Annotated in this window: 10 protein-coding genes; 2 read left to right on the top strand and 8 right to left on the bottom strand. The window is 72.6% G+C overall.

Features of this window, described 5'->3' with window-relative positions:
* Positions 1–98 precede the first annotated feature (98 nt).
* Together CBOVI_RS09470 and CBOVI_RS09465 are read left to right on the top strand one after the other, a co-directional pair.
* On the top strand, positions 99–1217 hold the full coding sequence (locus CBOVI_RS09470) for an ABC transporter substrate-binding protein (RefSeq protein ID WP_125187368.1): 1119 nt from the start codon (positions 99–101) through the stop codon (positions 1215–1217).
* Positions 1218–1287: 70 nt separating this feature from the next.
* Positions 1288–2838 carry a UDP-glucose dehydrogenase family protein gene (locus CBOVI_RS09465; protein ID WP_010272337.1) on the top strand — a complete coding sequence of 517 codons (1551 nt, stop codon included), beginning with the start codon at positions 1288–1290 and terminating at the stop codon, positions 2836–2838.
* A 555-nt stretch (positions 2839–3393) separates the two neighbouring features.
* Here the strand turns inward: CBOVI_RS09465 and CBOVI_RS09460 are convergent.
* From CBOVI_RS09460 to CBOVI_RS09425, 8 genes are all read right to left on the bottom strand, one after another.
* Positions 3394–4068, bottom strand: a complete 675-nt coding sequence (locus tag CBOVI_RS09460; RefSeq protein WP_043362644.1) for a response regulator — start codon at positions 4066–4068, stop codon at positions 3394–3396.
* A 102-nt stretch (positions 4069–4170) separates the two neighbouring features.
* Positions 4171–4353, bottom strand: a complete 183-nt coding sequence (locus tag CBOVI_RS09455) for a hypothetical protein (protein ID WP_010272343.1) — start codon at positions 4351–4353, stop codon at positions 4171–4173.
* 146 nt (positions 4354–4499) lie between these two features.
* A complete protein-coding gene (locus CBOVI_RS09450; protein WP_010272347.1) occupies positions 4500–5756 on the bottom strand; it encodes a sensor histidine kinase in 1257 nt (418 codons plus the stop codon).
* Positions 5753–7282: a YibE/F family protein gene (locus CBOVI_RS09445; RefSeq protein ID WP_125186227.1), complete on the bottom strand. Its 1530-nt coding sequence runs from the start codon at positions 7280–7282 to the stop codon at positions 5753–5755. The genes CBOVI_RS09450 and CBOVI_RS09445 overlap by 4 nt, the downstream gene beginning before the upstream one ends.
* Positions 7283–7359: 77 nt before the next feature.
* Positions 7360–8607, bottom strand: coding sequence for a pyridoxal phosphate-dependent aminotransferase (locus tag CBOVI_RS09440; RefSeq protein ID WP_010271546.1), 1248 nt, complete (start codon positions 8605–8607; stop codon positions 7360–7362).
* A 48-nt stretch (positions 8608–8655) separates the two neighbouring features.
* The gene (locus tag CBOVI_RS09435) at positions 8656–10140 is read right to left on the bottom strand and encodes a hypothetical protein (RefSeq protein ID WP_010271544.1); all 1485 of its coding nucleotides are present in this window, start codon (positions 10138–10140) and stop codon (positions 8656–8658) included.
* A 286-nt stretch (positions 10141–10426) separates the two neighbouring features.
* Positions 10427–13594 carry a (Fe-S)-binding protein gene (locus tag CBOVI_RS09430; protein WP_125187372.1) on the bottom strand — a complete coding sequence of 1056 codons (3168 nt, stop codon included), beginning with the start codon at positions 13592–13594 and terminating at the stop codon, positions 10427–10429.
* Positions 13595–13835: 241 nt separating this feature from the next.
* Complete coding sequence (locus CBOVI_RS09425; RefSeq protein WP_125187373.1) at positions 13836–14804, bottom strand: alpha/beta hydrolase fold domain-containing protein; 969 nt, start codon at positions 14802–14804, stop codon at positions 13836–13838.
* Positions 14805–14911: the final 107 nt, after the last annotated feature.

Here is a 14911-nt window from a genome sequence, read left to right as displayed (position 1 = left end):
GTATCGTCTGGACGCGGTACCGTGCCGTGACGGGCACGGCAGCGTCGGGACCCGGCACCGACGAGACCACGCACCCCACACGACCTTCAGGACCCCGCATGGACCCCCACCCGGACCGGGCCGCACGCCCCTCCCGCCCCCCGCACCTCCCCGCCCCCGGCCCGCGCGCCGGCCGCACCACCCTCGACCCGCGCGCCATCCGCGGCACCCTCACCACCCGCGACCGCCGCACCACGCACGGCCCGGCCGGCCGGCTGCGCGCCGCCGTCACCCGCGCGACCACCGTCCTCGCGGCGCTCCTCGTCGCGGCCGTCGGCCTCACCGCGTGCGGCGGCGACCCCCTCGCCACCGGCGGGGGCGACGACGGCACCGTCACCGTCGGCGCCGCGAACTTCCCCGAGAGCGAGATCGTCGCCCAGCTCTACGTCCTCACCCTCCGGGACGCGGGGGTCGACGCCGACCTCCGCGCCGGGATCGGCTCCCGCGACGTGTACCTGTCCGCGCTGCAGGCCGGGGACATCGACGTCGTGCCCGAGTACTCCGGCAACCTCGCCCAGTACTACGCCGCGGACGACGAGCGGGAGCTGCGGCAACTCGGCCCGGGGGCGGACGGCCGGGCCGTCGACCGGGTCCTCGACCGGGTGCTCCCCGACTCCCTGGAGACCGGCGACCCCGCGCGGGCGGAGTCGAAGGACGCCTACCGGGTCCTCCGCTCCGTCGCGCAGGAGCACCACCTCAAGACCCTGTCCGATCTCGCGGGCCTCGACCGGGTGCGGATCGCCGGCAACCCCGAGCTCGCGACGCGCCCCTACGGGCCCGACGGCATCGCCTCGGTGTACGGCGTCGACCGCGACCGGCTGTCCGTCACCCCCGTGTCCGACGGGGGCGGACCGCTGACCGTCACCGCCCTCACCGACGGCACCGTCGAGGTCGCGGACGTGTACACGACGTCCCCCGTCACCGACCGCACGGGCCACGCGGTGGACACGGTGACCCTCGCGGACCCGAAGAACCTCATCCTCCCGCAGAACGTCCTGCCGGTCATGCGGCGCGACCGGCTGCCGCAGCACGCCCGTGACAGGCTGCGGGACGTCCAGTTCGCCCTCACGACGAAGGACCTGCTGGACATGAACCGCCGCAGCTCGGGGGAGGAGAAGGCGGAGCCGGAGACGATCGCGCGGGACTGGCTCGTGCGCAAGGGGCTCATCGGCGCGTGACCGGGGGTGTCACCGCGGGGACACGGCGCGGTCACCGGCGGTTCACCTCGGGCTGGTACCACTTCCCGGTATGAAGATGACTGTGTTCGGGACGGGGTACCTCGGCGCGACCCACGCCGCCTGCATGGCCGAACTCGGCCACGACGTCCTCGGCGTCGACGTCGACGCCCGGAAGGTGGAGATGCTCAACGCGGGGACGGTGCCGTTCTACGAACCCGGTCTGGAGGAGATCCTCGCCCGGGGGCTGCGGGAGGGTCGGCTGCGGTTCACGACGGACCCCTCCGAGGCCGTGCGCCACGCGACCGTGCACTTCATCGGCGTCGGGACGCCGCAGCGCAAGGGGTCCTACCGGGCGGACACGCGGTACGTGGAGGCGGTCGTCGACACCCTCACCGGGCTCGTCGAGGCCGGGGTGGGCCCGGGGACCGCGACCGGTGACGGCGACGGGCCCGTCGGCACCCTTGACGGTGCCTCCGACGGCGCAGACGGTGCGGACGGCACGGACGGTGCGGGCCCGGTGCACCTCGTCCTCGGGAAGTCCACCGTGCCCGTCGGCACCGCCCACGCCCTCCGGGAGCGCGCCGGGGACGCCCTCGAGATCTGCTGGAACCCGGAGTTCCTCCGCGAGGGAAAGGCCGTCGAGGACACGATGCACCCCGACCGGATCGTCCTCGGCACGGACCGGCCCGGCGGCCGGGCGGAACGCGTCGCCCGCGAGGTCTACGCGCAGCCGCTCGCCGAGGGCACCCCGCTGCTCGTCACCGACCTGCCGACCGCGGAGCTGGTGAAGGTCAGCGCGAACGCGTTCCTCGCGACCAAGATCAGCTTCATCAACGCCGTCAGCGAGGTGTGCGAGGCCGCGGACGCGGACGTCACGCAGCTCGCCGCGGCGATCGGGCTCGACGAGCGGATCGGGCCGAAGTTCCTCGGCGCGGGCCTGGGCTTCGGCGGCGGCTGCCTGCCGAAGGACATCCGCGCGTTCATGGCCCGCGCGGGCGAACTCGGGGCCGACCAGGCGCTGACGTTCCTCCGCGAGGTCGACGCGATCAACATGCGCCGCCGCGAGAAGATGGTGCAGCTGTGCCGGAAGGCGTGCGGGGGCTCGGTGCTGGGCCACAACATCACCGTCCTCGGCGCGGCGTTCAAGCCGGAGAGCGACGACGTCCGCGACTCCCCGGCGCTCAACGTCGCCGGCGCGCTGTCCCTCGCGGGGGCGCAGGTCACGGTGTACGACCCGCAGGCGATGGACAACGCGCGGCAGCTGTTCCCGACGCTCGGCTACGCCAGCGGCGTCGAGGAGGCGCTCGCCGGCGCGGAGGTCGTCGTCCTCGCGACGGAGTGGCGGGAGTTCCGCCGGCTCGACCCGGCGTGGGCGCTGCGCTGCGTGCGGGGGGAGGCCACCGGCGGGGACGGGGCTCCGGGGGCGGCCCCGGGTGGGGGTCAGGGCGCGGCTGCGGGGGCGGCTGCGGGAGACACGTGGGATGCGCCCGTCATGCTCGACGGCCGGAACTGCCTCGACGCCGAGGCGTGGACCGCCGCCGGGTGGGAGTACCAGGCCCTCGGGCGCGGCCGGACGGCGAAGACCCGCACGCCCGCGCCCGCGCGGCACGCCGCGCACTGAGGGGATCCGGGAGGGCACGGCCGGACGGCGACGACGCACGTCCGTGCGGCACGCCCGCGCCCGCGCGACACGCCGCGCACCCTGCGGCGATGCCCCGGTAGACGAAGGTCTACGGCTCTGTTGGCAACAGGAACCGAAAGAGTATTGGCGACCCCGGGGCGCGTTGGCATCATGGAGCACGGTCCTGCGGACAGCGGACCGCTCCTCGCAGACCCCGGGGTGAGACCCCGGGGTGGTGACGGGCACTGACGCACACTGTGTGGGTGTGCTGTGGTGCGGCAGCCGGAATCCCCCGATGTGTGGCGGGGGTGGTGGAGAGTGTTCCCCTGTGTGGTTCCTCCGGGTGGGACCTCCGCCCCGGGTGCCGCGCCGTTCCCGTCTCAGTCCCGTCCTGTTCTCTCCCGGTTCCGGGGGGTCGACGGACACGCGTGGGCACCCGACGCCGCCGCTGCGTCGGGCGGGGGGTCGGGGGACGTCAGCCGGGGTCAGTCGGCGCCGCGGAGGCACCGGGACTCAGGCGTCAGGAGTCAGGCACCGGGACTCAGGCGCCGGGAGTCAGGCGTCGCCGGCGTCGGGACGCGGCGTGAACCCGCTGTTGAGCGCGTTGACGGCGAGGCTCAGCCGGGAGGTCGCGTTGAAACGCTCGAAGAGCGAGGAGACGTACTTCTTCACCGTCGCCTCGGAGAACCCGGAGCGCTTGGAGATGTCGGAGTTGGACAGCCCCTCGCACAGCAGCGAGAGGACGAGTTCCTCGGTCTCGTTGAGGTCGACCTTCTTGACGTCGACCGACCCGCGGTTCTGCGGGAGGTGCTGCATGAGCCGGGACGCGGGCTGGGGGGAGACCGTCGTCCCGCCCTTGTAGGCGTCCTTGACGGCCTGGATGAGAAACTGCGGCTCCGAGCTCTTGAGCACGTAGCCGTGTCCCCCGTGGGAGAGGATGTGGAGCATCGTCTCGTCGGAGTCGAGGGCGGTCATCCCGATGAACACCGGCGGGTTGGAGCGTGCGCGCACGCGGTCGAGCAGCGTGAGTCCGTCCATCTCCGGCATGTGGATGTCCGCCATGACGACGTCGACGAGGTGACGTTCGATGAGGTCGACGGCCTCTGACCCGTTCGCCGCCTCGCCGACGACGACGATGTCCTCGTCGGACGAGAAGTAGAGACGCAGGGACGAGCGGACCAGCGGGTCGTCGTCGACGACGATCACGCGGATGGGGTGTGCGTTAGGCATAGACCATGGCTTCTCGGGGGGTTGGGGTGCGGTCGGCGGGGGAGCGGTGACACGACGGGCGCGCGGCGGTCCGCCGCCCGGGAGGTCCGTCCGCGCGGCAGGTCAGCGGGCGCAGTAGAAGTTCGACGGGTGCGCGCGGCAGCTGAGGATCTCCCCCGGGTAGCCGTAGCTGGACACGGTCGGGACCCGCTGCGCGGAGGGGGCCGCGGTGGCGGCCGGCGTGCCGAGGCCCATGAGGGTCGCCCCGGTCACGAGTGCGCTGACGGAGAGCGTGAGCTTCTTCATGGTGGTTCCAGACTTTCTCTCGTGTGGCGAGGGTGTGGATCCCGCAGGGTTATTGCGAGCTCAACGCGATAGTAGTCACGCCCCTCGTGGCCTGCAACGGGAGGGGCTGAGTAACACGCACACAATATGCTTCTTCCACATGTTTCTCACGGTGTGGGATTCGTCACACGGGGGAGGCGGAGGGTGGTCGTCCACTGGCCCTTGTGCTGGGACGTCGTCACCGTCGCCCCCACCGTCTTCGCCCGGGACGTCATCGCCGGCAGCCCGAGGCCGCTCGTCATGTAGCGCTTCTTCACGCCCCGGTCGATCGGGTTCGTCATCGTGATGACGACCTCCCCCGCGCCCCCGGCGCCCGGCCCGCCGTCGCGCCGCTCGGCGCGCAGGGACACGACCCCGTGGCGCGGGGTGTACTTCGCGGCGTTCGTCGCCGCCTCGACGAGGATCTTGTTCGCCATCTGCAACGCCTCGGAGCTGAAGTCGTGGTCGAGGGTCTCGACGCCGCGCACCGTGGAGTCGACGTCGAGCCCCGCCCCCTCGAGCTCGACCGTGATCGCGGTGAGTGTCTCCATGAGACCCGGCGTCGTCACCCTCCGCTGCACCCGCGCGCGGTCACTCTGGCTGAGCAGGGACAGCATCGCCCGCAGCTCCTCCATCGACCGGCGGCCCGCCTCCGAGATCTTCCGCAGCTCACCGGCGGTCCCCGGGTCCGTCGACGGGTTGAGCGCGAGCGCCTCGGCCCGCATGACGATCGAGGTCAGCGACTTCGCCACGGAGTCGTGGAGGTCGGAGGCGATCGCGAGCCGCTGGCTGCGCAGGTCCACCTCCCGCTCCCGGGTGAGCTGGGTGCGCTGGGCGCGGATACCCCACCGCACGCGCCCGGTGACGAGCGCCAGCGTCGTCACGACGATCCACACGATGATCGCGGTGGGTTCGACGACGAACCCCTCCGCGTCACTGACGTCGTAGAAGGTGAACACCGCGATGACCGGCACGACGACGGCGGTGAGGACGAACCGCCCCCGCGACGCGAGCAGCTCGATGAGCAGCATCGGGAGGAACATGAGCATCTGGAAGTGCACCGTCGTCACGACGTAGGTCACGAACGTCACGAGGAACAGGACGGTCATGATGCGCGGCAGGCGCGGGGTGAACGCGATCGCGACGATGAGCGCCGCGGAGAAGAACACCGGGGCCGCGTCCGGGCGGACCGCGTGCCACACGTCGAGGGCGACGAACGCGGTGGCGATGACCGTCTCCACCGCGCCCGGCGGGATCCGCCCGACGACCTCGCGGAGCCGCGCGCACGGGGTCCACGCGTCGCAGCGCTCCCACCAGAACCGGTCCGGGCGCGGGGACTCCGGTGACCCCTGCGGCTCCTGCACCCCCTGTGACCGGCGTGTCATCGCGTGGGGACCTCCTTGTCCTGCGTGTTCGGGGTGAGGTGGGTGGCCGGGGTGTCCTGGGTGTCCTGGCTGGACCCGGTGGCCGGGGTGTCCCGGCCGGCCTGCGTGTCCGGGGCCGTCCCCCGCGCCGCCCGCCGCCGCACGGTGACGGCGGCGATGATCGTCGTCAATGGTACAGCTGTCACAAGGGCGAGGGCGCCCGTCGCCGAGCGCATGATCTCCCCGGCCATGACGTCCGAGGTCAGCATCTGCTCCAGGCGGCGGCCGGACACGCTGAGCAGCACGAGCATCGGCAGGGCCGCCCCCGCGTACGTGAGCACGAGCGTGTACAGCGTCGACGCGATGTGGTCCCGGCCGACCCGCATCGCCGCGGCGAACAACCGCAGCGGCCCGGCTGTCGGGTCGAGCTCGTGGAGCTCGTTGATCGTCGACGCCTGCGCGACCGTGACGTCGTTGAGCACGCCGAGCGTGCCGACGGTGAACCCCGCGAGCATGAGCCCCGTGATCTCCACCTGGGGCAGGTAGAGCAGCACCTGGAGGTTGTTCTCGTCGCCGAGGCCGCGCAGCTGGCTCGACCCGACGGCCCACCCGCCGAGCACCGCGCCGAGGAGCATCGCGATGAGCGTCCCGGCGAGCGCCGCGGACGTCTTCCAGCTGATCCCGTGGACGAGGTAGAGCACGAGGTACAGCACCGCCGCGCAGCACGTCACCGCGAGCGGCACCGGGTCGGTGCCCCGGGCGAGGGCCGGGATGAGGAACCCGCCGACGGTCACGAGCGTCACCGCGAGGCCGATGATCGCGCGGACGCCCCGCCACGCGCCGACGATGACGATCCCGACGAGCGTCGCCGCGACCCACAGCCACACCGGGGTGTCCCGCTGGTAGTCCTGGAACGCGTACGCCCGCTGCCCGGGGGCGTCCTGCGCGTCGGAGGTGATGAGCCGGATCGCGTCACCGGGCTGCAGGTCCGGTTCGCCCGGCACGTCCGAGGTCATGAGCAGGGTGCGGTGCCCCGCGTCCGGCCCGGAGGTGAGGTCGACGATGATCTGCGTACACGTGGCGTCGTCCCCGAAGTCCGTCGCGGGGGCGGAGTCGAAGACCCGGCCGACGGACGGGGAGTGGCAGCCGCCGGTCGTGCGGAGGGCGACGGTGCCCTCGGACAGGCTGTGGCCCAGTTCGGACGTCTGGTGGAAGTCGGAGCTCGTCGCGGGGGCGTCGTGGTCCGGCCACTGGAGGACCATCGCCACGGCCGTGACGACCGCCCCGACGAGGAGCAGCAGCGCGAGGGCCGTGCGCGCCGGGGTCCAGTCGGCGCGGCGGAACCGGAGGCGGCCCCCGCGGCCGTCCCCGGCGGCGTCGGCGGCGCCGTGCGCGTGACCGTGCGCGCCGCCGCCGTCCCGACTGTCATGACTGTGCCCGCCGGCGGCGTCACCGTGTGACCCGGCGGGCCCGAAGCCGTGGCTGTGCCCGTGGCCGTGGGCGTGCGTGACGTTCTTCAGCGGATCCGGGGCATGATGTCTTCCCACGTCGGCTGGCCTTTCGCTGGAGGGGCGCCCGCCGGCGCGACCAGCGGGCGACGGCGGGGGACCGTGCGGGGGTCAGCCTACTGCTTGTAGCTCGCCAGGAAGTTGCCGAGTCGCTCGATCGCATCAGAGAGCTCGCGGGCCCACGGCAGGGTGACGACGCGGAAGTGGTCCGGCGTCGGCCAGTTGAACCCCGTGCCCTGCACGAGGTGGATCTTCTCCGCGCGGAGGAGGTCGAACATGAACTTCTCGTCGTCGTGGATCTCGTGGACGTCCGGGTCGATGCGCGGGAAGCAGTACAGCGCGCCCATCGGCTTGACGCAGCTCAGGCCCGGGATCTCGTTGAGCTTCTCGTAGGCCACGGTGCGCTGTTCGAGCAGCCGGCCGCCGGGGAGGACGAGGTCGTCGATGGACTGCCTTCCGCCGAGGGCCACCTGGATGCCGTGCTGGGCCGGCACGTTCGGGCACAGGCGCGTCGACGCGAGGAGCGTGATCCCCTCGATGAACCCGCGGGCGTGGGCCTTCGGGCCGGTGATGACCATCCACCCCGCCCGGTACCCGGCGACCCGGTACGCCTTCGACAGCCCGTTGAAGGTGATGCACAGCAGGTCAGGGCACATGCCGGCGATGTTGATGTGGGTGGCGCCGTCGTACAGGATCTTGTCGTAGATCTCGTCGGCGAGGATGAGCAGCGAGTGCTCCCGGGCGATGTCGACGATCCGCTGGAGGATCTCGCGCGGGTACACCGCGCCGGTGGGGTTGTTCGGGTTGATGACGACGATCGCCTTCGTGCGCTCGGTGATCTTCGCCTCGATGTCCTCGATCGACGGGTTCCAGTCGTCCTCCTCGTCGCAGAGGTAGTGCACCGGCCGGCCGCCCGCGAGGGACGTCGCCGCCGTCCACAGCGGGTAGTCCGGCGCGGGGATGAGGACCTCGTCGCCGTCGTCGAGGAGCGCCTGCGTCGTCATGGTGATGAGCTCGGAGACCCCGTTGCCGAGGTAGACGTCCTCGATGTCGAAGGACGGGAAGTCCGGGACGAGCTCGTAGCGGGTGACGACCGCGCGCCGGGCGGAGGCGATCCCCTTCGACGTGGAGTAGCCCTGCGCCGTCGGCAGCGCGGCGATTATGTCCCGCATGATGACGTCCGGGGCCTCGAAGCCGAACACGGCCGGGTTGCCGGTGTTGAGCTTGAGGATCCGGTGGCCGTCCGCCTCCATCCGCTCCGCCTCGGCGTTCACCGGGCCGCGGATCTCGTAGAGGACGTTCTGCAGCTTCCGCGACTGGTCGAGGGTGCGCAGCTGGTGCGGTCGGAGAGGAGAGGAGTTCATTGTTCCTATGGTGCCAGGTCGGAGGGGAGAGGGGAACGACGACGCGCGTCAGCGGGTCTGCGTTCCACCCGTCTGGCCGTGGCCGGTGGCGGTGCCGCCGCCCGCGCCGGCGTCCTGACCGGTGTGGCCGCCCTGGCCACCCTGGCCGTTCTGGCCGGACTGACCGCCCTGGCCGGACTGGCCGCCGTGACCGTTCTGGCCCGACTGGCCGCCCTGGTTGCCCTGGCCGCTCTGACCGCCCTGCCCGGTCTGACCGGACTGACCCGACTGGCCGTTCTGACCACCCTGGCCCGACTGGCCGGACTGACCACCCTGGCCGGCGTCGCCCGGGGTGCCCTGCGGCGACCCGGTGCCACCCGCCGGCGCCTGCGGCTGCGCCGGCGTGGCGGGGGCCTGTCCACCGCCCTGGCCGCCGCCGGTGCCGGAGCCGCCGGACGACGGGGAGGAACCGTCGTCCCCCTGACCGCTCCCGGAGTCCTGGCCGCCACCGTCGGACGTGCCGTACCCGGATCCGTCCCCGGACCCCGAGCCGTAGCCCGAGCCCGACCCCGAGCCCGACCCGGAGCCGCCGCCGGCGGGGGCCGTCTCGGACTCGGTGTCGTACCGGCCGGTCGTCGGCGGGGTGCGGAACTCGGGGCGGACGCTGGTGAAGCCGTGCGAGTTGTCCGCGTCGTCGCCGTTGATGCCCTTCATGACGCCCATGCCGAGGATCGCCGCGACGACCGCGAGCACCGCGCCGACCGCGAGGATGAGCACGGGGACGGGGATCGAGCGCAGGCGGTCGCGGAACGTCAGCGGGCCCTCGTCCTCGTCGTCGTCGCCCTCGGTGTCGTCGGCGTCGTCCCCGTCGTCGGTGCCGGTGTCGGTCCCGCCCTCGCCGTCGGTGTCGGTGCCCTCAGTGGCGGTCGCGGCAGTGGCGGTCGCGGTCGCGGCGTCCCCGCCGTCGGTCTCGCCGTCGGTGTCGGTGCCGGTCCCGCCGGTGGGGGTCGACGCGGTCACGTGGTCAGCGTCCGAGCCGGCGTCTTCGTCGTCGTCCGGGGTGGGGACGACCGGGATGATGCCCGTGGACTCCGGGTCGCGGGCGGTGCCCACCGCGTCGCGGGTCGTTGACCCGTCCGTCGCCGAGCCGCCGGCCGTCGTGTCCTTCGCAGAGCCGTCCGTCACCGAGCCGCCAGCCGTCGTGTCCTTCGCAGAGCCGTCCGTCACCGAGCCGTCCGCCGCCGGCGCGTCGGCCCCGGTCGGGGAGCCGGCCTCGTCCGGGGCGGGCGCGTCGGTGCCGTCGGTGCCGTCGGCGGGCCCGGAGGCGTCGTGGGACGCCGGCATGACCTCGGTCTCGGCGGCGTCGGCATCCGTGGTCTGTGATGCAGACGTGTCAGAGGCAGGGGTGTCGCCGGTCGCCGCCCCGTCCGGGGCATGTCCTGCGGAGTCGGCGTCGTCGGTGACGTCGAAGTCGGTGTCCTCGAATGCGTCGGTGTCGCGGGGGACGTCGCCGTGTCCGGTGCGGCGGGCGTTCGGGTCAGAAGGGTCGCTCATGGGGTCATTTCATCGAGATCGCCGCCGGGTGGTGACCCGGTCGTCGGCCGGTCGGCCAGTCCCGTCCATCTTAACCGGCCCCTCCTCCACGTCACATAACGGGCCGCGGGGGCGACGGGGGGCCGCGGACGTGCGCACCCCGCCTGCGTCCCGCGGAACTGGTACACGGTGCGCGCGGTCGGGGAGGGGAGCGCCGCACCAGACGGACAACCCCCGCCACCTGTGGTCCGGGTGGCGGGGGTTGTCGTGGGCGGCCCGTGCGGGCCGTGGTCCGTCGCGGCGGCGGTCAGGCCTTCGGTGCGCCGGGAGCACCCGGGGCGCCGGGAGCGCCGGGGGCGTTCCGGGTCAGCTTGATCGGGCCGTCGGACGGGGCCGCGGCTTCAGGCTTCGACTCGGTCTCGGCCGGGGCTTCAGCCTCAGCCTCGGTCGCGGGCTCAGCCTCGGCCTCGGGCTCGGTCTCGGGAGCCGACGGAGCCTTCGGCGCTGCCGGTGCGCCCGGGGCAGCGGGAGCACCCGGAGCCGACGGGGCAGCGGGAGCACCCGGGGCGGCCGGAGCGCCAGCCGACGGAGCGGACGGTGCCGACGGAGCGGCCGGTGCGCCCGGAGCCGAGGGAGCCTTGGGGGCACCCGGGGCGGCCGGAGCGCCAGCCGACGGAGCCGACGGTGCCGACGGCGCAGCCGGAGCACCCGGAGCCGAGGGAGCCTTGGGAGCACCCGGGGCAGCGGGAGCGCCAGCCGACGGAGCCGACGGCGCAGCCGGTGCGCCCGGAGCCGAGGGAGCATTGGGGGCACCCGGGGCGGCGGGAGCGCCAGCCGACGGTGCCGACGGCGCAGCCGGTGCGCCAGCCTTCGGCGCAGCGGGAGCACCCGGGGCGGCCGGGGCCGACGGAGCGCCGGCCTTCGGGGCGGACGGCGCGCCACCCGGGGCGGGGGCACCGCCCGGGGCGGGAGCGCCACCCGGTGCGGGGGCGCCGGCCGCCTGAGGCGCGGCGTCGTCCCCTGCCTGGGCAGCCTGCTCAGCCTGCTCGGCCTTCTTCTTCTCGGCCTCGGCCTTCTTCCGGGCCTTCTCCTCCTCGGCCTTGCGCTGCGCCTCCTCCTCGGCCTTGCGCTCGGCCTCCTCGCGGGCGAGCTTCTCCTCGTCGACCCAGCCACGCTCCGGCGTCCCGACGAAGGCGGGCTCCTTCGGGGCGGGCAGTTCGCCGTCGACGAGGATCGCGTCGCGGAACATCTGGGCGATGTCGACGACCGCGGTGCGGTCCTTCTTGTTGTCGACGTCGGCCTGGCGGTTGTTCACACCGTCCGTGAGCATCGTCTTGCAGAACGGGCAGCCCACGGCGATCTGCTCACTGCCGGTGGCCAGCGCCTCGTCCGTGCGGTTGAGGTTGATGCGCTCACCGATCTGCTCCTCCATCCACATGCGCGCGCCGCCGGCGCCGCAGCAGAAGCCGGTGTTGCGGTTGCGCGGCATCTCGACGAGGTCCGCGCCCGAGGACGCGATGAGCTCACGCGGGGCCTCGAAGACCTTGTTGTGCCGGCCGAGGAAGCAGGGGTCGTGGTACGTGACCTTGCGGCCCGTCTGGTTCGACGCGACCGGCTCCAGGCGGCGCTCGCGGATGAGCTTGTTGAGCAGCTGCGTGTGGTGCATGACGTTGTACACGCCACCGAGGTCCGGGTACTCGTTGCGCAGGGTGTTGAAGCAGTGCGCACACGTGACGATGATGTTCCGCTGCTTCGGCGGGACACCCTCGAAGGTGTTGTTGAGGATCTCGATGTTCTGCTCGGCGAGCATCTGGAAGAGGAACTCGTTGCCCGCGCGGCGGGCGGAGTCACCCGTGCAGCCCTCCGCCTCGGAGAGGACGGCGTACTTCACGCCGGCGGTGTGGAGCAGCTCGGCGACGGCGCGCGTCGTCTTCGCGGCGTTGTCGTCGTAGACACCCGCGCAGCCGACCCAGAACAGGTACTCGGTGTCGTCGAAGTTCTCGACGTCCTCACCGAAGACCGGCACGTCGATGCCGTCGGCCTTGGCCTTCTCGATCCACTCGGAGCGCTTGTTGTTGTTCTGGCCCCAGGGGTTGCCCTTGGTCTCGAGGTTCTTGAACAGGCCGCCGAGCTCCGTCGGGAACTCGGACTCGACGAGCACCTGGTAGCGGCGCATGTCGACGATGTGGTCGATGTGCTCGATGTCGATCGGGCACTGCTCGACGCACGCGCCGCAGTTCGTGCAGGACCACAGGACGTCGGGGTCGATGACACCCATGTCGCCGGAGGCGACGAGCTGGAGCAGCGGCAGGTCGGCGTGCATGTCCGCCTGCGGGTCGGCGAGCGCCACGGCCGAGACGTCCGGGGCCTCACCGGTGAACAGGCCGGCGGACTGACCCGCCTGGGAGCGGGCCGCGCGGAGGTACGGCGCGGACTCGTAGGCGTGGTCGCGCAGGTTCGTGATGAGCATCTTCGGGCTCAGCGGCTTGGCGGTGTTCCACGCCGGGCACTGCTCCTGGCACCGCCCGCACTCCGTGCAGGAGGTGAAGTCCATCCAGCCCTTCCACGTGAAGTCGTCGATGGTGCCGACGCCGATCGTGTCGTCCTCCGGGTCCGCGTTCTCCATGGTGAGCATGCGCCCGCCGGAGGTCATCGGCTTCGCCGCGCCGAGGGCGTTGCGGCCGTCGGCGTTGCGCTTGAGGAAGATGTTGAAGAAGGCCATGAACCGGTGCCAGGCGACGCCCCACGTGACGTGCTGGCCGACGATGAACAGCCAGATCATGCCGGAGAGCAGCTTGATGAGGGCGAAGATCGACACGAGCAGCGGGGACTGCGGCAGGAGGTGCGCGAGCTGCATCGTGAAGAAGTCGCTCCACACGTGCCCGCCGTGGTAGCTCTCGAACGTCGCGATCTTCGAGGCCTTCACGAAGATCATGCCGAGGCCCTCGATGAGGACGACGATCTCGACGAAGTACGCCGCGACCATGTTCGACCCGTAGAAGCGGGCCTTCTTGTCCCGGTCACGGATCCGCTGGCGCACGATGATGAGCGCGAGGATGCCGAGGACCGTGCCGAGGCCGAGGATCTCGTCGACGAGGTGGTAGATGCCGAGGTCGCCGATGATCGGCCAGCCGCCCTCGGGGTTGAAGATCTGGATGTACGCCTCGAACCACACGAGGGAGCCGAGGATGAAGCCCACCATGACGAACCAGTGGGCCAGGGCGATGCCCGGCTTCTTCGCCATCTTGGTGTGGCCGACGATCTCGCGGATGAGGTTCACCAGGCGGCGGACCGGGTGGTCCAGCCGGGACATCGCCGGCTGGCCGAGGCGGATCGTCGAGATGATGTGGACCACTCCGCGGAGGAAGAACACCCACGCGGGGAGCGAGAGCAGCGCACCGATGATCCCCAGGGGAACGGTGATCTCCCAGGGTATGTCACCTCGGGTTGCCTCGCCTGCAGCCAGTAGAGTCATGTGCAGCTCCTTGATGTGTCTCGGTCACCGGAGTCACCGGTGGTCCGGAGCGCCGAAGGCTGTCTCACCATCAGTCTCGCCGTCGGCACGAGCAGTTGGGGGTGGTGAATTGTTATGTTGTGAGCACTTGCCTGGCACTCTAGCAGTCGCTCACGGAGAGAAATAATCGGTTCTGTGTCCTGAGGCACACCCGTTGTGGGGGTGTTGTGCAGGCTCCCGCGGGCCCCGGGGCCCGCTCAGGTCACCCTTCCAGAAGATCGTTGACCAGCGCCGACGCGTCGCGGCGTCCTTCGGGGGTCGACGCGAGCAGCCAGGCGTGCACGGCACCGGGGGTGACGTGGAGCCGGTGCGGGACGCCCTCCGCCGCGAGCCGCGCGGCGAGGGCGCGGCACCCGGGCAGGAGGATCTCCCGGTCGCCGGCCCACACCTCCACCGGCGGCAGCCCGCGCAGCGACGGTGCGGCCAGCGGGGCGACCCGCGGGTCGTCGGCCGGGAGGTCGCCCCGCCAGGCCTCGGCGGCGACGCGCAGCCCCGCCGGGTGCAGCACGGGGTCGCGCCCGACGAGCCCGGCGACGGCAGGGTCGTCGAGGGCCGGGTCGAGCCAGGGGGAGACGAGCGCGACGCGGGAGGGTGCCGTCGTGACCCCGGGGTCCCCCGGGGCGGGGTCGGCGAGGAGGGCGGCGAGCGCGAGCCCCCCGCCCGCGCCCTCCCCGAGGAGGACGACCCGGTGCCCGGTCGCCGCGGCCGCCGCCCGGGCCTCGGCGAGGACCTGCCGGACGACGGGCACCGCCGTCGCCGCCGTGACGAGGGGCGGCGGGTCCGTCACCGGCACGTCGACGCGGAAGCCCGCGTCCGTCAGGCGGGACACGAGGCCCCAGCGGGCGGCGTCCGGCGGGTCGATGTGGTGGCCGCCGGGCAGGTAGACGCAGATGTCGCGGGGGGTGTCGCTCGGTTCGTCGGTGGCGGGGACGAGCGTGTGGACCGTCGTCCCGGGCAGGTCACGGAACCGGGTGTGGCAGGTCTGGCGCAGTTCGTGCGGCACCGGCCCCCGGGGGACCCCGCCGACGGGGTCGGCGGCGCGGCGGCGGGCGGCGTCCCGGGCGCGGGCGACCCGGGCGTCGAGGTGGCGGCGGAGGCGGGCGGGGGAGGACAGCCGCCGGCGGTCGGTGAGGCGGAGCCGGACCGCCGCGAGGTGCATCGCTGTGCTCATGGCTCGATCGTAGGTGGGCGGCGGGGTGACGGGGGCGCCCGGGGTGGCGAGGGTGGAGGGCGGCGTCGGAACCCCTCCTGACCTGCGGCGGCAAAAAAAGTTGAGCG

Source organism: Corynebacterium bovis DSM 20582 = CIP 54.80 (assembly GCF_030408615.1).
Classification (GTDB): Bacteria; Actinomycetota; Actinomycetes; order Mycobacteriales; family Mycobacteriaceae; genus Corynebacterium; species Corynebacterium bovis.
Note: the sequence above shows the minus strand (reverse complement) of the source record. Positions and strands in the feature narration are given on the sequence as shown.

Bases quoted from the DNA above. Each gene is read 5' to 3' on its own strand.
- CBOVI_RS09470 (WP_125187368.1), top strand. From the start codon at position 99: ATGGACCCCCACCCGGACCGGGCCGCACGCCCCTCCCGCCCCCCGCAC.
- CBOVI_RS09465 (WP_010272337.1), top strand. From the start codon at position 1,288: ATGAAGATGACTGTGTTCGGGACGGGGTACCTCGGCGCGACCCACGCC.
- CBOVI_RS09460 (WP_043362644.1), bottom strand. From the start codon at position 4,068: ATGCCTAACGCACACCCCATCCGCGTGATCGTCGTCGACGACGACCCG.
- CBOVI_RS09455 (WP_010272343.1), bottom strand. From the start codon at position 4,353: ATGAAGAAGCTCACGCTCTCCGTCAGCGCACTCGTGACCGGGGCGACC.
- CBOVI_RS09450 (WP_010272347.1), bottom strand. From the start codon at position 5,756: ATGACACGCCGGTCACAGGGGGTGCAGGAGCCGCAGGGGTCACCGGAG.
- CBOVI_RS09440 (WP_010271546.1), bottom strand. From the start codon at position 8,607: ATGAACTCCTCTCCTCTCCGACCGCACCAGCTGCGCACCCTCGACCAG.
- CBOVI_RS09435 (WP_010271544.1), bottom strand. From the start codon at position 10,140: ATGAGCGACCCTTCTGACCCGAACGCCCGCCGCACCGGACACGGCGAC.
- CBOVI_RS09430 (WP_125187372.1), bottom strand. From the start codon at position 13,594: ATGACTCTACTGGCTGCAGGCGAGGCAACCCGAGGTGACATACCCTGG.
- CBOVI_RS09425 (WP_125187373.1), bottom strand. From the start codon at position 14,804: ATGAGCACAGCGATGCACCTCGCGGCGGTCCGGCTCCGCCTCACCGAC.